The 24,605-nt window shown below is 68.2% G+C and carries 22 protein-coding genes; 11 read left to right on the forward strand and 11 right to left on the reverse strand.

Going from position 1 to position 24,605, the window contains the following annotated elements; all coding sequences use genetic code 11:
• Nucleotides 1–30: 30 nt before the first annotated feature.
• From ACYVGY_RS08155 to ACYVGY_RS08170, 4 genes are all read right to left on the reverse strand, one after another.
• Nucleotides 31–672 carry a TIGR00645 family protein gene (locus ACYVGY_RS08155; protein WP_460456990.1) on the reverse strand — a complete coding sequence of 214 codons (642 nt, stop codon included), beginning with the start codon at nt 670–672 and terminating at the stop codon, nt 31–33.
• 12 nt (nt 673–684) lie between these two features.
• Nucleotides 685–903 carry a hypothetical protein gene (locus ACYVGY_RS08160; RefSeq protein ID WP_460456991.1) on the reverse strand — a complete coding sequence of 73 codons (219 nt, stop codon included), beginning with the start codon at nt 901–903 and terminating at the stop codon, nt 685–687.
• An 87-nt stretch (nt 904–990) separates the two neighbouring features.
• Entirely contained in the window at nt 991–2,034 is a 1,044-nt protein-coding gene (locus tag ACYVGY_RS08165) for a saccharopine dehydrogenase family protein (protein ID WP_460456992.1), read from the reverse strand.
• Nucleotide 2,035: 1 nt separating this feature from the next.
• Complete coding sequence (locus tag ACYVGY_RS08170; RefSeq protein ID WP_460456993.1) at nt 2,036–2,833, reverse strand: SDR family NAD(P)-dependent oxidoreductase; 798 nt, start codon at nt 2,831–2,833, stop codon at nt 2,036–2,038.
• A gap of 100 nt (nt 2,834–2,933) precedes the next feature.
• On the opposite strand from ACYVGY_RS08170, the gene ACYVGY_RS08175 reads away from it, so the two are divergent.
• Genes ACYVGY_RS08175 through ACYVGY_RS08190 form a run of 4 tightly spaced genes read left to right on the forward strand, consistent with a single transcriptional unit; the run spans nt 2,934 to nt 7,563 of the window.
• Entirely contained in the window at nt 2,934–3,695 is a 762-nt protein-coding gene (locus tag ACYVGY_RS08175) for a glucose 1-dehydrogenase (protein ID WP_460456994.1), read from the forward strand.
• A 10-nt stretch (nt 3,696–3,705) separates the two neighbouring features.
• Nucleotides 3,706–4,392 carry a glutathione S-transferase N-terminal domain-containing protein gene (locus ACYVGY_RS08180; RefSeq protein WP_460456995.1) on the forward strand — a complete coding sequence of 229 codons (687 nt, stop codon included), beginning with the start codon at nt 3,706–3,708 and terminating at the stop codon, nt 4,390–4,392.
• 25 nt (nt 4,393–4,417) lie between these two features.
• Nucleotides 4,418–5,344, forward strand: coding sequence for an MBL fold metallo-hydrolase (locus ACYVGY_RS08185; RefSeq protein WP_460456996.1), 927 nt, complete (start codon nt 4,418–4,420; stop codon nt 5,342–5,344).
• Nucleotides 5,341–7,563 carry a S9 family peptidase gene (locus tag ACYVGY_RS08190; RefSeq protein WP_460456997.1) on the forward strand — a complete coding sequence of 741 codons (2,223 nt, stop codon included), beginning with the start codon at nt 5,341–5,343 and terminating at the stop codon, nt 7,561–7,563. Before ACYVGY_RS08185 ends, ACYVGY_RS08190 begins: the two co-directional genes overlap by 4 nt.
• Nucleotides 7,564–7,662: 99 nt before the next feature.
• Here ACYVGY_RS08190 and xth read toward each other — a convergent pair whose 3' ends face one another.
• Entirely contained in the window at nt 7,663–8,442 is a 780-nt protein-coding gene (gene xth, locus ACYVGY_RS08195) for an exodeoxyribonuclease III (RefSeq protein WP_460456998.1), read from the reverse strand.
• 110 nt (nt 8,443–8,552) lie between these two features.
• On the opposite strand from xth, the gene ACYVGY_RS08200 reads away from it, so the two are divergent.
• The 3 genes from ACYVGY_RS08200 to ACYVGY_RS08210 all read left to right on the forward strand — a co-directional run bounded on the left by ACYVGY_RS08200 (nt 8,553) and on the right by ACYVGY_RS08210 (nt 10,826).
• Nucleotides 8,553–9,086 (forward strand): cytochrome b, encoded by a 534-nt coding sequence (locus ACYVGY_RS08200; protein WP_460456999.1) that lies wholly within the window; start codon nt 8,553–8,555, stop codon nt 9,084–9,086.
• 62 nt (nt 9,087–9,148) lie between these two features.
• Complete coding sequence (ltaE, locus tag ACYVGY_RS08205; RefSeq protein ID WP_460457000.1) at nt 9,149–10,165, forward strand: low-specificity L-threonine aldolase; 1,017 nt, start codon at nt 9,149–9,151, stop codon at nt 10,163–10,165.
• A 28-nt stretch (nt 10,166–10,193) separates the two neighbouring features.
• Nucleotides 10,194–10,826 (forward strand): class I SAM-dependent methyltransferase, encoded by a 633-nt coding sequence (locus tag ACYVGY_RS08210; protein ID WP_460457001.1) that lies wholly within the window; start codon nt 10,194–10,196, stop codon nt 10,824–10,826.
• 150 nt (nt 10,827–10,976) lie between these two features.
• On the opposite strand, the gene ACYVGY_RS08215 is transcribed toward ACYVGY_RS08210, so the two are convergent.
• The 3 genes from ACYVGY_RS08215 to ACYVGY_RS08225 all read right to left on the reverse strand — a co-directional run bounded on the left by ACYVGY_RS08215 (nt 10,977) and on the right by ACYVGY_RS08225 (nt 15,983).
• Entirely contained in the window at nt 10,977–12,407 is a 1,431-nt protein-coding gene (locus ACYVGY_RS08215) for a DHA2 family efflux MFS transporter permease subunit (protein WP_460457002.1), read from the reverse strand.
• A gap of 33 nt (nt 12,408–12,440) precedes the next feature.
• Complete coding sequence (locus ACYVGY_RS08220; protein ID WP_460457003.1) at nt 12,441–14,486, reverse strand: M3 family metallopeptidase; 2,046 nt, start codon at nt 14,484–14,486, stop codon at nt 12,441–12,443.
• A 78-nt stretch (nt 14,487–14,564) separates the two neighbouring features.
• Nucleotides 14,565–15,983, reverse strand: a complete 1,419-nt coding sequence (locus ACYVGY_RS08225) for a coniferyl aldehyde dehydrogenase (protein WP_460457004.1) — start codon at nt 15,981–15,983, stop codon at nt 14,565–14,567.
• A 58-nt stretch (nt 15,984–16,041) separates the two neighbouring features.
• Here ACYVGY_RS08225 and ACYVGY_RS08230 point away from each other — a divergent pair, with 58 nt between their 5' ends.
• On the forward strand, nt 16,042–16,593 hold the full coding sequence (locus ACYVGY_RS08230) for a gamma carbonic anhydrase family protein (RefSeq protein ID WP_460457005.1): 552 nt from the start codon (nt 16,042–16,044) through the stop codon (nt 16,591–16,593).
• Between the two features lie 26 nt (nt 16,594–16,619).
• Here ACYVGY_RS08230 and aroE read toward each other — a convergent pair whose 3' ends face one another.
• Complete coding sequence (gene aroE, locus ACYVGY_RS08235) at nt 16,620–17,462, reverse strand: shikimate dehydrogenase (protein WP_460457006.1); 843 nt, start codon at nt 17,460–17,462, stop codon at nt 16,620–16,622.
• A 1-nt stretch (nt 17,463) separates the two neighbouring features.
• A complete protein-coding gene (gene hemB / locus ACYVGY_RS08240) occupies nt 17,464–18,453 on the reverse strand; it encodes a porphobilinogen synthase (RefSeq protein ID WP_460457007.1) in 990 nt (329 codons plus the stop codon).
• Between the two features lie 67 nt (nt 18,454–18,520).
• On the opposite strand from hemB, the gene ACYVGY_RS08245 reads away from it, so the two are divergent.
• From ACYVGY_RS08245 to ACYVGY_RS08255, 3 genes are read left to right on the forward strand one after another with little or no spacing between them, the layout of a single operon-like run.
• Nucleotides 18,521–19,351 (forward strand): ABC transporter permease, encoded by an 831-nt coding sequence (locus ACYVGY_RS08245; protein ID WP_460457008.1) that lies wholly within the window; start codon nt 18,521–18,523, stop codon nt 19,349–19,351.
• A complete protein-coding gene (locus ACYVGY_RS08250; RefSeq protein ID WP_460457009.1) occupies nt 19,348–20,862 on the forward strand; it encodes an ATP-binding cassette domain-containing protein in 1,515 nt (504 codons plus the stop codon). The genes ACYVGY_RS08245 and ACYVGY_RS08250 overlap by 4 nt, the downstream gene beginning before the upstream one ends.
• A gap of 39 nt (nt 20,863–20,901) precedes the next feature.
• Nucleotides 20,902–23,529, forward strand: a complete 2,628-nt coding sequence (locus tag ACYVGY_RS08255) for a bifunctional diguanylate cyclase/phosphodiesterase (RefSeq protein WP_460457010.1) — start codon at nt 20,902–20,904, stop codon at nt 23,527–23,529.
• Here ACYVGY_RS08255 and ACYVGY_RS08260 read toward each other — a convergent pair.
• Nucleotides 23,499–24,500: an NAD-dependent epimerase/dehydratase family protein gene (locus tag ACYVGY_RS08260; protein ID WP_460457011.1), complete on the reverse strand. Its 1,002-nt coding sequence runs from the start codon at nt 24,498–24,500 to the stop codon at nt 23,499–23,501. The two genes, ACYVGY_RS08255 and ACYVGY_RS08260, sit on opposite strands and share 31 nt — an antisense overlap.
• Between the last annotated feature and the right edge of the window lie 105 nt (nt 24,501–24,605).

Here is a 24,605-nt window from a genome sequence, read left to right on the forward strand (position 1 = left end):
GGCCTGAAGGCCCTCCTACACTGGGTTGGGTCAGTGCGCGGCTTTGCCGGAAGGCTTCGCCGCATGCGACATCAGTCGGTCGGTCCAGGCAATGCCGATAGCCGAAAGGATGAAGATGGTGTGGATGATGGTCTGCCACATCACGCCGATGGCGGTGACGTTGGTGCAGCCTTTCTCCTTCGAGCCAATCTCGATCATCAAGCGCATGGCTTCGACGCCCGCCTGGCTGCTGCAAAGCGGCACGCCACCGAGCGCACCGGCCTCGATGAAGGTCTTGAGCAGGTGGATCGAGGAAATGCCGATGATGGCCATCGCCAGCTTCACCTTGAGCACCGAGGCATTCACGTGGCTCAGCCATTCGGGCTGATCGGGGTGGTTTTGCAGGTTCAGGCGCGAAACGAAGGTTTCGTAGCCACCCACGATCACCATCACCAGCAGGTTGGAGATCATCACCACATCGATCAGACCCAACACCAGCAGCATGATCCCCATCTCGGTGAGGACGTTGGCGTCGGCAATCAGGTGCCACAGTTCCTTCATGAACAGGAACACGTAGACGCACTGGGCCAGGATCAGGCCCAGGTAGAGCGGCAGCTGCAGCCAGCGCGACGCGAAGATCAGGGTTGAAAGCGGGCCGAGCTTCGGCGTCGCGTTGGATGCAGGTGCATTCATGGTTTCGTCCGCTTACTTCTTGCTTGCCACGCCAACCACGACCGCGATGGCGCCGGCGCCGAGCAGGATCCAGCCGAGGTTGATGGGCGGGGTCTTGGTGTCGGTCTTGCTGATTTCGATCGGGCCGATGTCGGCCACCTTCTCGGTACTCTGGAACTTGAACACGCCGCCGGCGATCAGACCGCCGATGATGAGCAGGATGACGCCGATGACGATGGCGGGCGTACGCATGGTTCTACTCCAGGTGGGCCCGTGGATCGGGCACGCGAAGCGTAGTGGCAACGCGGGGCGCTGCCAAGCGGCGGCGGCCCGGATCGCTCAGTCCAGGGTCACGCCGGGCAGGCCCAGCACGTAGTCGGCACCCATCAGGGCCGACGGCGTGTAGTACCCGCCCGCCGGCGCCGGACCGTCCAGCAGCCGCGCGACGATGCCCAGGGCGGCGGTGACGGTGATTTCGTAGCCGTTGGGCGTGCGCAGGCGGCGCCTGACCTCGCGACCCTCGGCGTCGCGGGCCTCGCCCCAGACCACGCAGCCGGTCTTGCCGCGAGTGGCGCCCGAGGGGCCGCGCACGCGCTTGGCGACCTGCCGCTTGAGCAGTGCCTGCACCGGCCCAAGCCCCAGCAGCGGCCCCAGCAGACGCAGTCGGCGCAGCTTCGAGGCCGTACCCGGCGGCACGCCCATGTAGACCTCGATGTTGCCGATGCCGGTGGACACGTAAGCGGTGTAGACGTCGCCCCAGGGAATGGTCATGGCGAAGCGCTGCTCGCCGTCGCGCTCGAAGGTCCGCGTCTTCCAGGCCAACGGCACCCGGGTCAGCTTGCCCTCGATGCGCGCGCGGCCGCCGTTGCCCAGGCCCTCGACGCTGGTCTTGGCGGTGCCGGGGCTGGGACCGCCACCGGCTTCGAAGGCCAGCACCAGCGAATCCGCGCCTGGAAGCTCGCGCTTGAGCTGGGCGGCCAGGCAGTCGGTCGGCACCACGTCGAAACCGGAGCCCGGCAGCACCACGATGCCTTTCTCTCGCGCCCGCGCATCCTGGGCATGGCAATGGGCGAACACGTCTATCTCGCCGGTGATGTCCAAGTAGTGCACACCGACGTCCAGGCAGGCCTCTAGCATCGGCTCGCAGGTGGCCGAGAACGGCCCCGCGCAGTGCAGCACCAGTCCGATGCCGTTGAGGCCGCTGCGCAGCGCCTGCGCGTTGTCGAGCGCAAAGGCGCGTACCGGCAGTCCGTGTTTCTGCGCCATGGCCTGCAACGAGGCCGCGCTGCGCCCCGCGAGCACCGGGCGCAGGCCGCGGCGCACGGCTTCCTCGACCATCATCTGGCCCGTGTAACCGTTGGCGCCATAGATCATCCAGTCCATGTCAGGAGCCTGCGCCGCGTGCCCGGGCGTACTTGATGACGTTCGAGAAGTAGAGCTCAGGGAACCAGCGTTTGATCCGCCAGCGCATCGGCTCGTGCTTGGTCGGAATGATGAGGAACTGGCCGCGCTCAACCGCCGCAAAAACACCGTCGGCAACGCTGTCCAGGGTGTCGGGCGAGGTGTCCATCAACTTTTCCGCGAAACCGCGCAGCTTCGGGTTGCCCTGCCAGCTTTCCAGCAGGTTGGTGCGGAAGAAGCCCGGGCACAGCACGCTCACCTTGATGCCTTTTCCGTGCATTTCGGCGCGCAGCTGCTCAGAAAGCGCCACCACCGAGGCCTTCGTCACTCCGTAGCTCATGATGCTGGGCGCCCCGGCCAGTCCGGCGTAGCTGGCGGTATTGATGACGTGACCCCGACCCGCGGCGATCATTCCGGGCAGGAACAAACGGCAGCCGCGAACCACGCCCAAAAGGTTGATGGCAAGCACGTTGTGCCATTCAGCCATGGTGGTTTCCACCATGGCGCCACCGGTCGCGATGCCGGCGTTGTTCACCAGCACGTCCAGGCCACCCCATTCGCGGGCTACGGTTTCGTGCACCTGCTCCATGGCATCGTCGCTGGCAACGTTGGCGGCCATGGTCAGGTGACCATTGCCCGGCAATGCGGCGCGGGTCAGTTCAGCGCGGGCCGCGTCAACATCCACGCAGGCCACCCGATCGCCGGCCCTTGCGTAGCGTATGGCCAGCGCCTGCCCCAAACCGCTTCCCGCACCCGTGATCAATACCCGACGCTGCGACATGGAACGTTCCCCTGGTGTGTGCCAAGCCGCGACGGGGCCTGTGCTAGATTCCCGAGCATACCAATCCGTACGTTAATCACACGTCCCTGTGGAGTTCCCCGTGCCTGATTCGCTATTCGACCTCACCGGCAAGACTGCTCTCGTCAGCGGTGCCTCGCGCGGCATCGGTGAGGCCATCGCTCGCCTGCTGGCCGGTTTCGGCGCCCACGTTGTCTGCACCAGCCGCAAGCTTGAAGGCTGCGAAGCGGTCGCCAGCAGCATTCGCGGCGACGGCGGATCGGCCGAGGCGCACGCGGTGCACGTGGGTGATACGGCGGCGATTGAAGCCCTGTTCGCCCGCCTCGATGGCACCGGCCGCCGCGTTGACGTGCTGGTGAACAACGCCGCGGCCAATCCCTATTTCGGCCCGGCCATCGACATGACGCTCGACGCCTACGAGAAAACGGTCGAGGTAAACCTGCGCGGTTACTTCTGGACCACCGTGCAGGCGGCCCGCCGCATGCAGGGACACGGCGGCAGCATCATCAACATCGCGTCGGTCAACGCCGAGCGTTCGGCTCCGGGCCAGTTGGTGTACTCGATGACCAAGGCCGGCATCGTCAACATGACCGAGGGCTTCGCCAAGGAGCTGGCGCCGATGGGCGTGCGGGTGAATGCCGTGCTGCCGGGCCTGACCGACACCAAGTTCGCCTCGGCCCTGACCAGCAATCCGAAGATCATGGCGATGATGCTGCAGCTGATTCCGATGGGCCGCATGGCGCAGCCCGATGAAATCGCACCGGCGGTGCTGTTCCTGGCCACGCCGGCCTCGTCCTACCTCACCGGCGTGTCGCTGCCGGTCGACGGCGGTTACCTGGCCTGAGGAATTCAAGATGATTGACCTTTACTACTGGCCGACGCCGAACGGCCACAAGATCACCCTTTTCCTGGAAGAAGCCGGACTCGACTACCGCATCGTGCCGGTCGACATCGGCGCCGGCGATCAGTTCAAGCCGGAGTTCCTGGCGATCTCGCCCAACAACCGCATGCCCGCGATCGTCGACCAGGCGCCGGCGGACGGCGGCGCGCCGATCAGCGTGTTCGAATCCGGCGCCATTCTTTGCTACCTGGGCGAGAAGTCCGGCCAGCTGCTGCCCGCTGGCGCGCGCGAACGCAAAGCCGTGCTGGAGTGGCTGTCCTGGCAGCTGGGCGGCTTCGGGCCGATGCTCGGCCAGAACCACCATTTCACCCGCTACGCCCCGGAAAAAGTGCCGTACGCGATCGAGCGCTATCAGCGCGAGGCCGCGCGTCTGTATGGCGTGCTGGACAAGCACCTGGCCGATCGCAGCTTCATTGCCAACGAAGCACTTTCCATCGCCGACCTCGCCTGCCACCCCTGGGCCGCGGCGCACGAATGGCACCACATCGACCTGGCCGACTATCCGAACGTACTCCGCTGGCACGACGCCATTGCGGCGCGACCGGCGGTGGCCCGCGCCTACGCGCTGGAGCAAACCTTCAAGCGTCCCGCAGAAATGACCGAAGAAATGCGCCGAAACCTGTTCGGGCGTCCCGCCTGACCCCACCCGCTGCCCGGAGTCCACCATGTTGCCTGCCGTCCGCCCCGCCCTTCTTCCCGCCGCGCTGGCGGCCCTGATGCTGGCCCTGCCGGCCGCAGGCCAGGACTTTTCCAAGATCGAGGTTGAAAGCACCCGGATCGCCGAAGGCGTCTATGCGCTCAAGGGCGCTGGCGGCAACCTCGGCCTGGTCATTGGCGAGGACCGGGCCTTCCTGATCGACGACCAGTACGCACCGATGGTGCCCAAGATCCGGGCCGCCATCGCCGCAATCACCGACAAGCCGGTCAGCTTCGTGCTCAATACCCACTGGCATGGCGACCACACCGGTGGCAACGAGGCCTTTGCCGAAGCGGGCACGCTGGTGGTGGCGCATGACAATGTGCGAACGCGGCTGTCTTCGGACCAGGTCATGGCGGCTTTCGACCGCACCGTGCCCGCTGCGCCAAAAGGCGCGCTGCCGGTGATTACCTTCAACGACCAGATGACTTTCCACGTGGGCGGCCACACCGTGCGCGTGATCCATATCCCCAACGGCCACACCGACGGCGATGCCATCGTGCAGCTGCCGGAAACCAACGTGATCCACACCGGCGACCTGGTTTTCTACGGCCTCTACCCGGTGGTGGACTACAGCAATGGCGGCAGCCTCAAGGGCATGGCAGACGCCACGGCGCGCCTGCTTGAGATGTCAGATGCCGACACCCGTTTCATCCCTGGCCACGGGCCGGTGCAGATCGGCCGCAAAGAGCTGGCGGAGTACCTGGAGATGCTGCGGGTAGTGCACGCGCGGCTGGAAACCCTGATCGGCGAAGGCAAGACGCTGGAACAAGTGATTGCCGCCAAGCCCACCGCCGAGTTCGACGAAGCCTGGGGCAAGGGCTTCCTGCCGCCGGACCGCTGGGTTTCCATCAACTACCAAGGCATGACCGCCGACCGGGACGGTGGCCGATGAAGAGCCTGCTGCTGGCCACGATGATGACCTTGACCACCTCCGCCATTCCCGCTGAAAAGCTCAGCCTCGAAGCCATTACCGGCGGCGCGTCGCTTTCGGGCCCGAGCCTGATGAAGCCGGCGATCTCGCCCGATGGCCAGCGCGTCACCTTCCTGCAGGGCAAGGCCGACGATCGTTTCAAGCTCGACCTCTGGGAGTACGCCATCGCTGACGGCGAGCGCCGCTTGCTGGTCGATTCGGCCGTGGTGCTGCCGGGCGAGGAAGTGCTCTCGGACGAAGAGAAAGCGCGGCGCGAGCGCCAGCGCATCGCCGCCTTCAGCGGCATCGTCGAATACCAGTGGGCGCCGGATGGGCAGTCGCTGCTGTTTCCGCTGGGTGGCGAGCTGTACCGCTACGACTTGGGCGAAGGCGTCGCCGATCCGGTGCGCAAGCTCACCTCGGGTACCGGCTTCGCCACCGATCCCAAGGTCTCGCCAGCCGGCGGCTTCGTCAGCTTCGTGCGCGACCGCAACCTGTGGGTGATCGACCTGGCCACCGGCCGTGAGCGTGCGCTGACCACCGACGGCAGCGACGTAATCGGCAACGGCGTGGCGGAGTTCGTTGCCGACGAGGAAATGGACCGGCATACCGGCTACTGGTGGGCGCCGGATGATTCCGCGATTGCCTTCGCGCGGATCGATGAGACGCCGGTGCCGGTGCAGAAGCGTCCGGAGGTCTACGCCGATCGCACCGAGATCGTCGAGCAGCGCTATCCGGCCGCCGGTGACCCGAACGTGCGCATCACGCTGCACGTGGCTTCCCTGCGTGAGAGCGGCGGCATCACCGACGTCGACCTCGGCGCGGAAACCGACATTTACCTGGCGCGCGTGAACTGGCGCGATCCGGACCGACTCACCTTCCAGCGACAGTCGCGCGACCAGCGCCGGCTGGACCTGATCGAGGCCACTTTGGCGACGGGCCGCCAGCGTGTTCTGCTCACCGAAACCAGCCGCACCTGGGTGCCGCTGCATGACGGTCTGCGCTTCCTGGCCGACGGCAGTTTCCTTTGGCTGTCCGAGCGCAGTGGCTTCGAACACCTTTACCTGCACGACGCCGACGGCAAGCCCCTGCGTGCGCTGACGTCCGGCGAGTGGACGGTGGAAGCGCTGCTGGGACTGGACGAGACGGCCGGCAAGGCCTACGTCGCCGGTACGCGGGACACGCCGCTGGAAAACCACGTGTACGCCGTGCCGCTGTCCGGTGGCGCGCCGGAACGACTGACGCGCGAGCCCGGCATGCACCAGGCGGTGTTCAGCGCCAATGCCGCGGTGTTCGTCGACCTGTGGTCGAGTCCGACCACGCCGCCCCAGACCGAATTGCTGCGCGCCGATGGCACTGCGTTGGCGAAGCTGGTGAACAACGACCTCGCCGACCCGGCGCATCCCTATGCGCCGTATCGGGCCGCGCACCGCCCGGTGGAGTTCGGTGAACTTACCGCCGCCAGCGGCGAGACCCTGCACTACAGCCTGATCAAGCCCGAGGGCTTTGACCCGGCCAAGCAGTACCCGGTGGTCGTATACGTTTACGGCGGCCCGGCTACGCAGACGGTGACGCGCGCCTGGCCCGGCCGCGCCGACGCGCTGTTCAACCAGTACCTGGCCCAGAACGGCTACGTGGTGTTCTCGCTCGACAACCGCGGCACGCCGCGGCGCGGCGCCCGGTTCGGCGGCGCGCTTTACGGCAAGCAGGGCACGGTGGAGGTCGAAGACCAGAAAGCCGGCGTCGCCTTCCTGCGCCGCCAACCCTGGGTCGACGGCGCCCGCATCGGCGTGCACGGCTGGTCGAACGGCGGCTATATGAGCCTGATGCTGCTGGCCCAGGCCAGCGATCACTACGCCTGCGGCGTGGCCGGCGCACCGGTGACCGACTGGGCGCTTTACGACACCCACTACACCGAGCGCTACATGGACCATCCGGCGGCGAACCCGGAAGGCTATCGCGTCGCGTCGGTTTTCACCCACCTCGACGGCCTGCGCTCGAAGCTGCTGCTGGTGCACGGCATGGCCGACGACAACGTGCTGTTCACGCATTCGACCAAGCTGATGTCCGAGCTTCAAAAGCGCGGTACGCCGTTCGAGCTGATGACCTATCCCGGCGCCAAGCACGGCCTGCAGGGCGCCGACGCCCTGCACCGCTACCGCCTCGCCGAGGATTTCCTGGGCCGCTGCCTCAAGCCCTGAGCCTTCGCCGTCTTTGTAGGAGGGCCTTCAGGCCCGAATCCTTTCGCGCAAAAGCTTCGGGCCTGAAGGCCCTCCTACATGATTTGAGGGATCAGTAGATCAGCGGCTCAGGCGCACGATGGCGGGGGCGTGGTCGCTGGGGCGCTCCCAGGTGCGCGGCTCGCGATCAATCTCGGCGCCGGTGCAGCGGGCTATGAGCGCATCGCTTATCAGACACAGGTCAATGCGCAGGCCCAGATTGCGTCGGAAGCCCGCTGCACGATAATCCCACCAGCTGAACACGCCGCCTTCCTCATGGTGGAGGCGGTAGCTGTCGTGCAGGCCCAGGGCCAGCAGTCGCGTCAGGGCCGCGCGCTCAGCGGTGGAGGTTAGGATGCTGGCGTCGTTCCAGGCCGCGGGATCATGCACGTCGCGGTCGTCGGGGGCGATGTTGAAGTCGCCCAGCACCACCAACTCCGGATGCGTCTTGATCTCCTCCGCCAGCCAGCCGTGCACGGCGTCGAGCCAGCGCAGCTTGTAGTCGTACTTGTCAGTGCCGACTTCCTGGCCGTTCACCACGTACAAATTAACGACGCGCAGCCCACCCACGGTCGCCGCGATCACCCGCTTCTGCTCGTCCTCGAAGCCGGGGATGCCGAGCTGCACGTCCGTAGCCGGCTCGCGCGAAACGATGGCGACGCCATTGTATGTTTTCTGGCCTGCGAAAACGCTGCGATAGCCCAGCGCCGCCAGCGCGTCGTCCGGAAAGCGCTCGTCCTCGAGTTTGGTTTCCTGCAGCGCGACGATGTCGGGCGCGCGCAGCTTCAGCCAGTCCTCCAGATGCGGAAGGCGGACGTTGAGGGAGTTGACGTTCCAGCTGGCGATCGTGGTCGTGGTCATGTGCGAATGCTAACGGTTCGCGCCTTCGACGGCGACCGCTTGACGCCGATCAAGGCCGATGGCGGCAATAGGGCCACACTCATACTCAGTAGTCCATCTGGAGACCCGCCATGAATAACGCTCGCCGTTACGCGCCTTCCCGCCGCGCGCTGCATTGGCTGATGTTCGTTGGTGTGGTCCTGGCTTTCATCTTCATCGAGGGCCGGGTCTGGTTTGAACGCGGCACGCCGGCGCGGCTGGGCATGGTGCAGGCCCACTTCTGGATCGGCATCACGCTGCTGGCGCTGATGCTGCCGCGGCTGCTGCTGGCTTTCTCGGGTCCGGCGCCGGCAGTGCTGCCGGCCCTGCCGGCCTGGCAGGCGCTGCCGGCCAAGGCCGTGCACCTGCTTCTGTACGCCATGCTGGTGGTGCAGCCGCTGCTGGGTCTTGCCACGGCCTGGACCGACGACAAGGCGATCCTGATCCCGCTCACCCAGATCGCCCTGCCCACGCTGCTGGCCCCCAACGAGGCGCTGGCGGGCCAGATTGAGGACCTTCACAAGCTGCTCGGCACAGCCTTCTATTGGGTGGTCGGGCTGCACGTGGCCGCGGCGCTCTATCACCACTTCGTCCGTCGCGACGACACGCTGCGGCGGATGCGCTGAGCGTTGCGTTCATGGATGGGCTCGGCCAGAGTGACGACTTCTCTGCCGTCACGGATTCGCGCATGCCCTGGGTTGATCTTCGCAGCGACACCGTCACCTGTCCCACCGACGCGATGCGCGAGGCCGGCATGCGTGCGCCGGTTGGCGATGACGTGATGGGCGACGACCCCAGCGTCAATGCGCTGCAGGATCGTCTTGCCAGCGAGCTGGGTTTCGAGGCCGGGCTGTTCGTCCCCAGCGGCACCCAAAGCAACCTGCTGGCGCTGATGGCGCACTGCGAGCGCGGTGACGAATACCTGGTCGGCATGGACGCGCACACCTACAAGTACGAAGGCGGCGGTGCCGCGGTGCTGGGATCGATCCAGCCGCAGCCGATCGTCAACGCCGTCGACGGCACGCTGCCGCTGGACGCCGTGGCCGCGGCGATAAAGCCGCTCGGCGACGCCCATTTCGCGCGCACCCGGCTGCTGGCGCTCGAGAACACCTGGCACGGCCGCGTGCTGCCGCTGGCCTACCTGGCACAGGCGCGCGAGCTGGCGAAAGCACACGGACTTGGTTACCACCTGGACGGCGCACGCCTGTACAACGCCGCGGTGGCCGGCGGTGTCAGCGCCGCGCACATCGCCTCGCACTTCGACTCGGTGTCGGTCTGCCTGTCGAAGGGCCTGGGCGCGCCGGTGGGCTCGGTCCTGCTCGGTCCCCACGCGCTGATCGACAAGGCGCGACGCTGGCGCAAGGTACTCGGCGGCGGCTGGCGCCAGGCCGGCCTGCTGGCGGCGATGGCGCAGCATGCGCTCGACCACCACGTCGAGCGACTCGCCGACGACCACCGCCGCGCCGCAGAGCTGGCGGCGGCGCTGCGTTTGCTGCCCGGCCTGCAGGTGGAAGACCCGCAGACCAACCTGGTCTTCATCACCGTGGCCAACGACCGGCAGGCCGCGCTGGCACAGCATCTGGCCGCCGAGACGATTCGGGTGTCCGCCGGCCGCGGTCCGCGGATGCGTTTGGTCACCCATCTTGATGTCGACGACGCCGGGCTGGCGCGGGTGATCGCCGCGTTCCAGGCCTTCTTCAAATGAGGCCTGTCGCTTTCGGCATAATCGGGCCATGAACCTACCCGATAGCCACCTCGATCTCGGCTGCGGCACGCAGCCGCGCAACCCCTACGGCCGCGGCACGCTGTACGGCGTCGACATCCGCGCACCCGAGGGCCCGGTCGACTACGAGCACCGCGTCGCCAACCTGGTGCTGCAGCCGATCCCCTTCGCCGACAGCAGCCTGGGTTCGGTGTCGGCCTTCGACTACCTCGAGCACGTGCCGCGCCTGTTCCCGGACGGCGCTGGCGGCACCTGCTTCCCCTTCGTGCGGCTGATGGACGAGATCTGGCGCGTACTTGCGCCCGGCGGCCGGCTGTACGCGCTGACGCCGGCGTATCCGCATCCGGAAGCCTTCGTCGACCCGACCCACGTCAACATCATCACCGACGAAAGCCACACTTATTTCTGCGGCGAATCACCGCTGGGCCGGATGTATGGTTTCCAGGGTCGATTCCGCGCCCTGCGGGTCATCCGCACGGAGCGCGCCAGCGCCTACAGCGCGCTGGCGGATTCGCCGCTCAACCACGGCCCCGGCAAGCGCTTCGCGCGCAGCCTGCGCCGCTGGATCCGCTTCCTGCGCGGCAAGCGCACGCAACTCTCACCCGCCTGGCTGCTGTGGGAACTGGAAGCCATCAAACCCTGACCCACGCCCCCGCCCTGTAGGAGGGCCTTCAGGCCCGAAGCCTTTGGCGGAAAAGCTTCGGGCCTGAAGGCCCTCCTACAGGGGGAGCTTCGGGCCTGAAGGCCCTTCTGCAGGGGGAGCTTCGGGCCTGAAGGCCCTCCTACAGGGTGCTCAGGTGTTGGGGCGTTGGGCGGCTTTGGGTTCGGTGACTTCGTGGCCGGCTTCGGCGCGGCCGGCCATCTCGGCGCCGGCGTCTTTGGGCAGGCGGAACATTACCCAGGCCGACAGCGCCGAGATCGTGCCCACGGTCAGGAAGGCCCAGCCGAAGTTGCTGGCGTCGGCATAGTCCTGGCCCGTGAACGCCCCCGCCAGCTGCAGCGCATAGCCGCCGATGGCCACACCCAGCGCCAAAGACAGCTGCTGCATCATTCCCGACAGGCTGCTGGCCTGGCCCATCCGCGCCGAGTCCACTTCGGCGTAGCTGATCGCATTGAGGCTGGTGAACTGCAGCGAGCGGAAGCAGCCCGACACCAGCAGCACCGCCATGATCACCCAGTGCGCGGTGTCGGCGCGGAACAGGCCGAAGCCCGCCAGCATCGCCGAGGCCAGCAGCGCATTGATCCACAGCACGCGCCGGAAGCCGAAGCGCTTGAGCACCGAGGCCGCGATCGTTTTCATGAACATCGCGCCCACCGCCGAAACGAAGGTCAGCAGGCCCGAAGCCAGCGGCGTCAGGCCGAAGCCCAGCTGCAGCATCAGCGGCAGCAGGAAGGGCGTCGCGCCGATGCCGATGCGAAACAACATGCCGCCCATGACGCCGGCGCGGAAGGTGGCCAGCTTGAGCAGGCGCAGGTCAATCAGCGGGTGCGGATGCCGCAGCGCGTGCCAGACGTAGCCACCCATGCCCGCCAGCCCCAGCAGCAGGCAGCCGACGGCCACGGACGTTGAGACCATGTGCCGCCCCAGGCTGGAGAAGCCGAACAGCGCCAACGCCAGCCCCAAACCCGACAGCGCGAAGCCGGTCCAGTCCAGCGGCTTCACCGGCTCGCGCAGGTCGGGCACGAAGCGCCAGGCCAGGAACAATCCCAGCAGGCCCATCGGGATATTGATCAGGAAGATCCAGCGCCAGTCGCTGTAGGTGGCAATCAGGCCGCCCAGCGGCGGGCCGATGATGGGCGCCACCAGCGCGGGAATGGTCAGCCAACTCAGCGCCTGCACGAGTTCGTTCTTGGGCACCGTGCGCAGCAGCACCAGCCGCCCGACGGGCACCATCAGCGCCCCGCCCATGCCCTGCAGGAAGCGCGCGGCGACCAGTTGCTCGAGCGTTCCACTGGCCGCGCAGGCCAGCGAGCCGAGAAGAAACACTGCAATCGCCACCATGAATGTGCTGCGGGCGCCAAAACGATCGGCAATCCATCCGCTGATCGGGATGAAAACCGCCAGCGCCAGCAGGTAGGCGGTCAATGCCAGTTTCAGCGCGATCGGCTCGGTGCCCAGGTCGGCCGCGATCGCCGGCAGCGAGGTCGCGATTGCCGTGGAGTCCATGTTCTCGATGAACAGGGCGCAGGCGACGATCAGCGCCAGCCGCCGACCCGCGTTCATGGCAAAAACGTCACGCCGGCTGCCACCGCGCGCTTATGCCGCCAGTCCGTAGGAACGCAGCAGGGCGTCGGGCTGCGGCTCGCGGCCGCGGAAGGCGATGAAGCTCTCCAGGGCCGGGCGCGAACCGCCCACCGACAGGATTTCGCGGCGATAGCGTGCGCCAGTGTCGGCATCGAAAACCCCGGCCTCCTCGAAGGCCGCGAAGGCGTCGGCGCTGAGCACTTCAGCCCACAGGTAGCTGTAATAGCCCGCTGCGTACCCGCCCGAGAAGATGTGGGTGAAGGCGTGCGGACCGCGGTGCCAGGCCGGCGGCGGCAGCACGGCGACTTCATCGCGAACCGCGTTGAGCAGCTCCAGCGCGCGTGCGCCGCGGGCCGGATCGAACTCAAGATGCAGGCGGAAGTCGAACAGCGCGAACTCCAGCTGCCGCACCAGGAACAGGCCGGCGTGGAAGTGCCGGGCCTGAAGCATTTTCGCGTAGAGGGCGTCCGGCAGACGCTCGCCGGTCTGCCAGTGGCGCGCAAACATATCCAGCGCCTCGCGCTGCCAGGCGAAGTTTTCCATGAGCTGGCTGGGCAGCTCCACCGCATCCCACTCGACGCCGCTGATGCCGCCGATGCTCGGCCAGTCCACTTCGGTAAGCAGGTGATGGATGCCGTGGCCGAACTCGTGGAAAAGCGTAATCACGTCATCGTGGGTCAGCAGGGCCGGCTGCCCGTCCCTGGCCGGCGCCGCGAAATTGCAGGTCAGGTAGGCCACGGGTTTGGACTGCGACTCACCGTCGTTCATGCGCGCGCGGCAAACGTCCATCCAAGCACCGCCGCGCTTTCCGGCGCGGGCGTAGTGATCGAGATAAACGCCGGCGCGGACCGTGCCGTCCTGGTCCACGACGTCGAAGAAGTGCACGTCGGGATGCCAGGTATCGACGTCGCTGCGTTCGACCAGGCGCACACCGAACACGCGCTCGGCCACGGTGAACAGGCCCTGCATCACCGACGGCAGCGGGAAATAGGGCTTGAGGTCTTCCTCGCTGAAGGCGAAGCGGCGCTCGCGCAGCTTCTCCGAAGCGTAGGCCACGTCCCAGGGCTGCAGGTCAGCCAGGCCCAGTTCGGTGGCCGCGAAGGCGCGCAGCCCGTCAAGCTCGCGCGCCGCGACCGGCTTCGCCTTGGCGGCCAGCTCGTGCAGGAAGCCCAGCACGCGCTCGGGCGTGCCGGCCATCTTGTCGGCCAGGGAAAGGTGGGCGCTGGAATCGAAGCCCAGCAGACCTGCCGCCTCGTGCCGCAGCGCCATGATCTGCTCGATGCGCGCGCTGTTGTCGCGCGTGCCCGCCTGCGGCCCCTGGTCGGAGGCGCGGGTGTTGTAGGCGGTGTAGAGCTGTTCGCGCAGCGCGCGATCGTCGGCGAAGGTGAGGATGGCCTGCACCACCGGCCCCTTGAGCGTGGCGAGATGCCCGTCCACGCCCTTGTCCTTGGCCATCGTGCGCAGCATGTCGCGCGCCGAGTCCGGCAGGCCGGCCTGCTCGGCTTCGGTCACCGGCCGGGTCCAGGCGTCGGTGGCGTCGAGCACGGCCTCTTCGAATTCGGTCTCGAGCTTGCTCAGCCGGGTCTGGATGTCCTTGAAGCGCGAACGCGCGGGCTCTTCCAGCGCCACGCCCGACAGCCGGAAGCCGCGCAGGCTGTCCTCGACCACCGTGCGGCGGGCGCGGTCCATCGCAGCGAAACCGGGGCCATCGTGCAGGGCCTTCACCGCCTGATAGAGCTCGCGGTTCTGGCCCAGCTCGGTGCCGTGCACGGTCAGCTTTTCCAGCGCCGCCGAATAGGCCTCGCGCAGCGCCGGCGAATCCTTGACTCCGTGCAGGTGCGACACCGGCGCGAAGCAGCGCCCCAGGCGCTCCTCCCAGCGCTCCAGCGGCGCCATCAGGCCGGCGAAATCACGCGCACCCGGATCGGCCACGAGCCGCTTCACTTCGGCGCGGAAGCCGGCCAGCACCTCGTCCACGGCGGGATTGACGTGCTCGGGCGTGATGGCGGAGAACGCGGGCAGTTCGCCGGCGGCAAGCAGGGGGTTTTCAGTAGTCATGGCTTTCCAGATGGCGGTCCGGGCCGCCGTTTCCAACCCTGGCCGGCCCCGGCGTTGCCGCCCGGGCCCGTCATGGCATCAGCGCGTGAGCAGTTTCACGACGAAATCCGCGAGCTTTCCGAAGGGCGGATCGAATATGGACATCCCGTTCAAACGCGACTGATAGAGCACAGGCATGGACTTGCTGAGCGCCAGGAAGCCCGCATGGCCGTGGTATTCGCCCATGCCGCTGGGCCCTACGCCGCCGACCGGCAACGAATGCTGGCCGAACTGGATCAGGCAGTCATTGACGCAGACGCCGCCCGCCACGACGGCGTCCAGCGTGCGCCGCAGGCGCGCCCGGTCGCGATCGAAGGGATAGAACGCCAGCGGCCGATCGCGGCCATTGATGTAGGCGATCGCGGCGTCGTGGTCGTCGTAGGACTTGATCGGCAGCAGCGGCCCGAAGATTTCTTCCTGCATCACCTTGGCCTCGTCCGGCGGGTCGAGCAGGACCGTGGGCGGGATCACCTCGACGCCCGGCGGCGGCGCATCGGCGTCGGGCCGGTACTGGATCACCGATACGCCGCGGTCGCGGGCGTCATCGATCCAGTCGCGCAGGCGGCTGGCCTGGCGGCGGTTTACCACCGCGGTGTAGTCAGGGTTCGCGGCCAGGGTCGGGTAGCGGCGGCGGACGCTGGCCAGGTAGGCGCGCACGAATTCGTCGCGCTGCGCGCGGGGCACCAGCACGTAGTCGGGCGCGACGCAGGTCTGGCCGGCGTTGAAGCACTTGCCGGCGGCGATGCGGTCAGCGGCCTGTTCGATCGGATAGCCGGGCGCCACCAGCGCGGGCGACTTGCCGCCCAGCTCCAGGGTCAGGGGCGTGAGGTTGTCGGCCGCGGCCGACATCACCGCCCGGCCCACCGCGGTGGAGCCGGTGAAGACCAGATGGTCGAAGGGCAGCCGGGTGAAGGCGGCACCGACAGCGGCATCGCCCTGCACCACGGTGACCCGCTCGGACGGGAAGGCCTCGGCCAGCAGCCGCGACAGCAGGGCCGAGGTCCGCGGCGTGTGCTCGGACGGCTTCACCATCACGTGGTTGCCGGCGGCAATGGCGTCGGCCAGCGGGATCAGGGCCAGCTGGATCGGGTAGTTCCAGGGCGCCACCACGCCGACCACGCCCAGGGGCTGGCGGCGGATCTCGCCGCGGGCGGGCAGGAAGGCCAGGTTCAGGCCGCGGCGCTCGGGCCGCATCCAGCCGCGCAGCTTGCGGCGCAGATATTTGATCTCGTCCAGCGTGACCATGATGTCCGCGGCCAGAGTCTCGTGCCGCGAGCGGCGGCCGAAGTCAGCCGAGACCGTCTTCACCAGTTCGTCCCGGTGCGAACGGATGACCTCGCCCAAGCGGGCCAGGTCGTCCATGCGCTGCCGGTAGGTCGGCGGCTGGCGGCGGTGGGCGGCGCGGAGCTGCTCGAGCAGCGGCCGCAGGGCGTGGTCGGGGTGCGCGGAAGTGTCCATTCCCCCAGTTTATGCCTATCCCGGGAGGGTGGCGCGAAGGCGGGGTTAGAATGCGCGCATGCACATCCGACCCTTTCGGGGCATCAGCCCCACCCTTGGCGCCCGCGCCTACGTCGACCCCGCCGCCTGCGTCATTGGCGACGTCCACCTGGGCGACGACAGCTCGATCTGGCCCGGCTGCGTGGTGCGCGGCGACGTCAACTACATCCGCATCGGCGCCCGGACCAATATCCAGGACGGCACCATCGTCCACGTTACCCACGAAGGCCCCTACACGCGGCCGGGCGGCTGGGCGACCTTGATCGGCGACGACGTCACCATCGGCCACGGCGCCATCATCCACGCCTGCACCCTTGGCAACGCCGTGCTGATCGGCATGGGCGCCACCGTGCTCGACGGCGCCGAGGTGATGGACCACGGCTTCGTCGGCGCTGGCGCCGTGGTACCGCCGGGCAAGCGCGTGCTCAGCGGCGAACTCTGGCTGGGCAACCCCGCCAAGCCGGTGCGCAAGCTCAGCGACAAGGAAATCGAGCAGCTCTACTACAGCGCCAAGCACTACGTGCGGCTGAAGGACGAGTACCTGCAGGCGGCGGGTCCGGCCAACGCCTGAGCGTCGGCCGCGCGCCAGTCAGCGCCTCAGTCGGCGGTGAACAGGGCGTCGCCGTGGGCCCGCAGTTCGGCGTAGACCTCGTCGGTCTCGGGCCGCTGCCCGTGCCAGATGGCGAAGCTTTCAGCCGCCTGTTCCACCAGCATGCCCAGCCCGTCGATGCGCGGTTCGCAGCCGGCCGCCTGGGCCCAGGCCAGGAACGGGATCGCGGCTTCGCCGTAGCTCAGGTCCACCGCCAGGGCGCGCGCTTCGGCAAGCCGGAACGGCAGCGTGATGCTGCCGTCGCCGTGCCCCGCCGAAGTAGCGTTGACGATCATGTCGTAGTTGCCGAGGTTCGGCAGATCCTCCAGATAGCGCGTGTGCACGCGATCGGGATCACCCAGGGCGTCGGCCAGGGCATCGGCTTTCTCGGGGGTGCGGTTGACGATCCAAAGCTCCTGGACGCCCGCATCCAGCAGCGCCGGGGCGACGCCGCGAGCGGCACCGCCGGCGCCGAGCAGCAGCACGCGGCGCGCGCGCAGGTCCTGGCCATGGCGGCCGGTGAGGTCGCGCACCAGGCCTTCGCCGTCGGTGTTGTCGCCGTGCCAGTCCTGGCCGACCCGGGTCAGCGTATTCACCGCACCGGCGCGCTTGGCGCGGGCGCTTAGCTGGCTGCACAGCGCCAGCGCCTGCTCTTTGTGCGGCAGCGTGACGTTGGCGCCCATGCCACCGGCCGCGGCGAAGGCCGCGATGGCGCCGGTGAACTCAGCCGGGCTGGCGTTGATGGCGACATAGTCCATCGCGATACCCGCCTGCTTGGCGAACACAGCGTGGATACGGGGTGACAGCGAGTGCGAAACCGGGTGTCCGAAGACGGCGTAATGCGCGGTCATGTCATTCCTCTTTAAGCCAGCGGGCCGCGTCGAGCGCGAAATAGGTGAGCACGCCGTCAGCGCCGGCGCGTTTGATGGACAGCAGGGTTTCCAGCGCGCAGGCGCGCTCATCGAGCCAGCCGTTGAGCGCGGCCGCCTTGAGCATCGCGTACTCGCCGCTCACCTGGTAGACGAAGGTCGGCGCACCGAAGTGATCCTTCACCCGCCGGACGATGTCGAGGTAGGGCAGGCCTGGCTTGATCATCACCATGTCGGCGCCCTCCTCGAGGTCCAGGCCGACCTCGCGCAGGGCTTCGTCGGAATTGGCCGGGTCCATCTGATACGTGTACTTGTTGCCCTTGCCCAGGGCGCCGGCGCTGCCGACGGCGTCGCGGAACGGACCGTAGAAGCTGGAGGCGTACTTGGCGGCGTAGGCGAGGATGCGGGTGTCGGAGTGGCCGTTTTCTTCCAGCGCCTCGCGAATCGCGCCGATGCGGCCATCCATCATGTCGCTGGGCGCGACCACGTCGGCACCCGCTGCGGCATGCGACAGCGCCTGCATCACCAACGCATCAACGGTGTCGTCATTCACCACGTGGCCATCGGCGTCCACCAGGCCGTCCTGGCCGTGGGTGGTGTAGGGATCGAGCGCGACATCGGTGATCACGCCCAGCTCCGGAAAACGCTGCTTTAGCGCGCGGATGGCGCGCTGGACCAGTCCGTCCTCATCCCAGGCGGCAGCGGCGTCGAGCGACTTGGCCTCCGGCGCCGTGACCGGGAACAGCACGATGGCGGGAATCTTCAGCGCCACGGCCTGCTCGGCCGTGCGCAGCAGTTCGTCCAGGGACAGGCGCTCAACGCCGGGCATGGACGCAACCGCAGCGCGGCCCTGCAGTTCGTGGATGAACACGGGCAGGATCAGGTCGTCGGCGACCAGTCGATGCTCGCGCATCAGGCGCCGGGAAAAATCGTCGCGGCGCATGCGCCGGGGGCGGGTGTAGGGGAACGCCATACAGGGTCTCGCTGCCAATAGCCTGAGCCCATGATACGCCCCGCACGCGACGGCTAAGATGCGAGGCATGACCCCGCGGCCGCCCCTGCCCCGCTCCGCCCGCGCCTGCCTGTGGCTGATCGCGCTGCTGGCAGCGGCCTGCTGGCTGGCGCTGCTGCTGCCCGGACACGACCCGCACCGGCCGGACTGGAGCGCGCTGTCTTCAGCCCCATCGCTGGCCAGCGGCCACTGGTTCGGCACCGACGCGATCGGCCGCGACATCCTGGCGCGCACGCTGGCCGGCGGCCGGCTGTCGCTGACGGTGGGGGCGCTGGCGACCGTGATGGCGCTCGCCATCGGCCTGGCCTACGGCGCCATCGCGGGCTACGCCGGCGGTCGCGTCGAGCGGGCCATGGTGCGCGTGCTGGACCTGATGTCGGCGCTACCTTTCCTGCTGATCGTGATCCTGCTGCTGGCGCTGTTCGGCCGCTCGCTGTGGCTGCTGCTGGCGGCGATTGGCGGCTATGTGTGGATTGATCTTGCGCGCGTTGTCCGCGCCGAGTCCGCACGCCTGCGCGAAGCGCCGTTCGTGCTGGCTGCGCGCGCGGCGGGAGCGCGCTTCGACCAGGTGCTGCGCTGGCACCTGCTGCCGAACCTGCTTCCGCTGGCCTTGGTCTATCTGGGCCTGATCCTGCCGCAGGCGATTCTGGTCGAGAGCTTCCTCGGGTTCCTGGGCCTGGGCGTGGACGAACCTGCCGCCAGCTGGGGCAGCCTGCTGCACGAAGGCAGCCAGGAACTCGACACCGCACCTTGGTCGCTGCTGTTCCCCGCCGGTTTCCTGGTCGCGACCCTGGCCAGCTTCCAGATTCTGGGTGACGGGCTGCGCGACTGGCTGGACGTGCGCGGAGCGGCGGCATGAGCGCCCTGCTGTCGCTGCGCGGGCTGGAAGTGCGCGCCGGCCCGCAGCGGCTGCTGGGCCCGCTGGACATGGAGCTGGCGCCGGGTCAGTGCCTGGGCCTCGTGGGCGAAAGCGGCAGCGGCAAAAGCCTGACCGTGCTGTCGCTACTGGGCCTGCTGCCGCCCGGGCTGCGGGCGTGCGGAACCCTGTCATGGCAGGGCCGAACGCTCGATGCCGGGCGCAGCGACCACGTCGCGCTGCGCGGGCGCGACATCGCCTGGATGCCGCAGGACCCGCAGGCCAGCCTGCATCCGCTGCGCCGGGTCGGCGCAACGCTGATCGAAAGCCTGCGCGTACTGCGCGGCCTGGACGCGGCGACGGCCCAACGCGAGGCTTTGGCACTTTTCGAGCGGCTGCAGCTGCCCACGCCGCCCGCGCTGATGGCGCGCTACCCGCACCAGTTGTCGGGCGGCCAGCGCCAGCGCGTGCTGCTGGCCCTGGCCCTCGCCGGCTCACCCCGGCTGCTGCTGGCGGACGAGCCGACGTCGGCACTGGACCCGCGACTGGCGAAAGAGTCGCTCGACCTGATCGACGCGCTGCGGCGCGAATTGGGCCTGGCGGTCCTGCTGGTCAGCCACGATCTGCCCTTGGTGGCTGCCTACGCACAGCGCGTGGCCGTTCTGCGCCAGGGCGAATGCGTCGAGGCCGGGGACGCCGCCGAGATATTCACTCGACCCGCGCACGCTTACACCCGCGAACTGCTGGCCGCCGACCAGTTGCCCGCGCCGGAGCAGGCGACCCCCGGCCCGCGCCTGCTGCAGGTGGACAGCCTCACCGTGCATTACCCGCGCGCGCCCGTGGCCGCGCTTCAGGACGCCAGCCTGTCGCTGCATCGCGGCGAATGCCTGGCCCTGGTCGGCGAAAGCGGAAGCGGCAAAAGCACCCTCGGCCGCGCGCTGCTGCGGCTGGTGGTGCGTGGGGTGCACGGCCGCATCCTGCTCGACGGCGAAGACCTGCTGTCGGCCGGACGCGGCCGGCTGCGGGCGCTGCGCCGACGCATCGGCGTGGTGTTCCAGGATCCTTATGCCTCGCTCGACCCACGCATGCGTATCGGCGAGATAGTGGCCGAGCCGCTGCGCATCCATGCGCTCGGCGCCGCTGCATCCCATCCCGCGCGGGTCGCGGCCTTGCTGCAGGCCGTGGGCCTGGATCCGGACCTGGCCGCGCGCTGGCCACACCAGCTTTCCGGCGGCCAGCGCCAGCGCGTCGCCATCGCCCGCGCGCTGGCGACCGATCCCGACCTGCTGGTCTGCGACGAAGCGGTGTCCGCACTCGATGCCCATCACCGCGCCGGCGTGCTGGCGCTGCTGGGTCAACTCAAGCGCGAGCGCGGGCTGGCCTTGCTGTTCATCACCCATGATTTCGGCGCGGCGCGGGCGCTGGCCGAACGCACCGCCGTCATTGCCGACGGCCGCCTGCTGACCTGTGGCGACACCGCCACGGTACTGGCAGGCGGCGCTCGAACCGGCTGATACACTCCGCCAACCCCCGGGTAGGGGCACGGATCCTAGATGTCGCAGAGTCCCCAGGCGCAGAGCCCCGCGCCCGCCAACATCGCCGAGCCAACACGGACCGACGAGTCCGCCACCCTGGCCATCGAGGTCCAGCGCCTGCGGGTGGACGTCGAACGCCTGGGCCGCGCCGAACGACTGCAGCGCGCACTGTTCGCGATCAGCGACTTGGCCAGCTCCGACCAGGACACCACGGCTGTATTGCGCGGTCTGCATGAAATCGTCGGCCGCCTGATGTACGCGGAGAATTTCTACATCGTTCGATACTCGCCCGAGACCGAAGCGATGCGCTTTGCCTACTTCGCCGACAGCCTCGACGAGAGCTATCCGGATCCGAAAGAAGAGTTCAGCGCGGACCGGATGGCCAACAGCCTCACCTTGGCCCTGATCCGTCACGGCAAGCCGGTGCTCGGCCCTTCCGACCTGGTGCGTCGCCAGCTGGGGGTCACGCATGACGAGAGCCTGGGTCCGGACAGCGTGGACTGGCTGGGCGTGCCGATGGTGGACGACGGCGTCGTACGCGGTGCAGTGGTGGTGCAAAGCTACGATCCGGAATCGCGCTACACGGAAGACGATCGCACCCTTCTCGGCTACGTCGCCCAGCACATTCTTACCGCCCTGGCCCGGCGCGAGGCACAGGAAGAGCTCGAGCGCCGCGTGGACGAACGCACCCGCGAACTGCGCGAGCAGGTTACCGAACGAGAGCGTAGCGAGAAACTGCAGGCGGCGCTGTTCCGCATCGCCGAGCAGGCCGGGCGCAGCGAAAGCATCGAGGTCTTCTACGCCGAGGTGCACGGCATCGTCAGCGACCTGCTCGACGCCCGGAACTTCTTCATCGCCTTGCTCACCGAGGACCAGCAGGAGCTCGACTTCCCGTATTCGGTGGACGAACGCGACCAGAAACGACCGCGCCGCCGGCTGGCGCGCGGCATGACAGAGTACGTACTCAACACGGGCGCACCGCTGCTGGCGGACCGGGACGAAGTGCGCTCGTTGATCGCAAGCAAGAAGCTGCTGTCGTTCGGCACGCCTTCGGTGTGCTGGCTGGGCGTTCCGCTGCATTTGGACGGCCACGCCGCCGGCGTTATCGCCGTGCAGAGCTATACGCCGGACTACCTGTACACCCGGCGCGACCAGGAGCTGCTGAGTTTCGTTTCTTTCCATATTGCACAGGCACTGGAGCGGCGGCGCGCCAACGAATCACTGCGCCTGGCCTACGCCGACCTCGAGCAGCGCGTGGCCTCGCGTACCGCCGAACTCGCCGACGCGAACCGCGAGCTGCTCGGACAGATCTCGGTGCGCGAGCGCATGGAGCGCAAGCTCAAGCACGAAGCGCTGCACGACACGCTGACCGGCCTGCCCAATCGAAGCCACCTGCTCGGCCGCATGGGCCAGGCGCTGTCGCGCTATCGCGCCGATGAGCGCCAGCAGTTCGCCGTCCTGTTCCTCGATCTCGACCGATTCAAGGTAGTCAACGACTCGGTCGGCCATCTGGTCGGCGATGAATTGCTCAAGGAAGCCGCCCGCCGAATCGGCAGCTGCGTACGCGACCCGGACATGGTGGCGCGCCTGGGCGGCGACGAATTCGCGATCGTGCTCGACTTCATCCACGGCGACGAGGACGCGGTGGCCGTCGCCGAGCGTGTGATCGAAGCGCTGGCGGCGCCGATGCGTATCGCCGGCAAGGAGCTCTACACCTCGGCCAGCATCGGCATCGCCGTGGTGGACGGCCGCTACCGCCGTCCGGAGGAGCTGTTGCGCGACGCCGATGTCGCCATGTACCGCGCCAAGGCCAACGGCCGCCAGGGCTATTCCATCTTCGACGAACAGCTGCACGAGGCCGCGCTGAAGCTGCTTGAGCTCGAGGGTGACCTGCGCCGCGCGCTGCAGCGCCATGAGTTCGAGCCTTACTACCAGCCCATCCTCACGCTGGCCGACGGCGGCCTGGTCGGTTTCGAAGCGCTGATGCGCTGGCACCATCCGGTGCGCGGCCTGCTCGCGCCGGGCGAGTTCCTCGGCATTGCCGAGGAAACCGGCAGCCTCGAACACATGGACTGGCAGATCTACGACCTGGCCTGCCGTGACATCAAGCGACTCTCGGCGCGCAACGGCTACACCACGCTCAATGTCTCGCCGCGACACCTGCGTACGCCCGACTTCGACCAGCGCCTGCTTGAGCTGATGTCGCGACACGGCGTGAAGCCTGGCCACCTGCGCCTGGAGGTGACGGAAGGGGCGCTGCTTGAACAGCCCGAGGAGGTGAACGCCTGCCTGGGTCGCCTGCGCGAGACGGGCGTGCTGACCCTGCTTGACGATTTCGGCACCGGGTATTCCTCGCTCAGCTACCTGCACCGGTTCCCGCTGCACGGGCTCAAGATCGACCGCAGCTTCGTGACCGAGCTGCGCAGCGGCGAGAGCGGCGGCAGCACCGCCATCGTGCGCGCGATCCGGCTGCTGGCCGACTCGCTGGGGCTGGAAGTAATCGCCGAAGGCATCGAGACCGAACAGCAGCGTTACCAGCTGCGCTTGCTGGGCCTGAGCCTCGGGCAAGGCTATTTCTTTGCCAAGCCCGCCTCGGCAAACGACCTGCTGGCGCGCTACGGCATGGAAGGCGGCGGCGCCGACTGAGGCGTCAGCAGCGCTTCGGCGCGCAGCCAGGCGATGGTGTCAGCCAGCAGCGCCGGCAGCGGCGTGCTGCGATAGCCGAGTTCGCGCTCGGCCTTGCCTGAGTCAACCTTGAGCTCATGACAGGTGAAGGTAACCGCCGCGGGCGTCAGGTCCGGGCGCTTTCTAGTGATGCGTGAAGCCAGGTCCAGCGTGCGCGCGAGGCCGCGCAGCAGCCACGCCGGCATCGGCCGCGAAGGCGTCGGCTTGTCCAACTGACGACCGATTTCGCTGACCAGCGCCTGGAAACTGGCATGCTCACCGCCCACCAACCAGGTCTCGTCCCGCGCCGGCTGGCGCCAGGCCCGAACCTGGGCGCGGGCGATTTCACGGACATCAGCGAACGCGCCTGACCCCGGCGGCGCACCCGGCAGCTTGCCGGCGTCCACCAGGCGAATCAGGTTCGACCAATTGTTGCGGTCGCCCGGCCCCAGGATATGCGAGGGCTGGAACACCAAAAAGGGCAGCCCGGACTCGCGCACCAGACGCTCGGCGGCGTACTTGGTGCGCTCGTAGTTGATCCAGGACTCGGCGCCGCGCTGCGGCACGTCCTCGCGCAGCGTGCCGTGCACCAAGTGCGAGTAGGCCGAAACACTGGAGGTATGCACGAAGGTTCCGACGCCCGCCGCGCGTGCCGCCTGAAGCAGGCGGGCGGTTCCCCCGACGTTGGTTTCGGTCTGGACGGCATCGCCCGGGCCCCAGTTGTTGGTGTCCGCGGCGGTGTGGAAGACCGCCTGCGTGCCGGTCGCCGCCGCGTTCAGTGCATCGGCATCCCCCAGATGCCCCCGCACCGGCATGGCGCCCAGCGCAACCAGCGCCGCGTCGCCCGCGGCCGAACGCGACAGCCCACGCACCGACACGCCATCGGAAACGAGCTCGCGGACCAGATGCTGGCCCAGGAACCCGGTGGCGCCGGTGACAAGGACGGTGGGCATGACGGCTTCTCGACGGCGGGGGCAGCCGATACTTACCCGCCCGTCTGGTCTTGGCAAATCGTGCCTCGGCCAGCGACCCGACGACAGCCCGGCGTCCCGGGCGCT

The sequence above is a fragment of the Arenimonas alkanexedens genome, assembly GCF_054781355.1.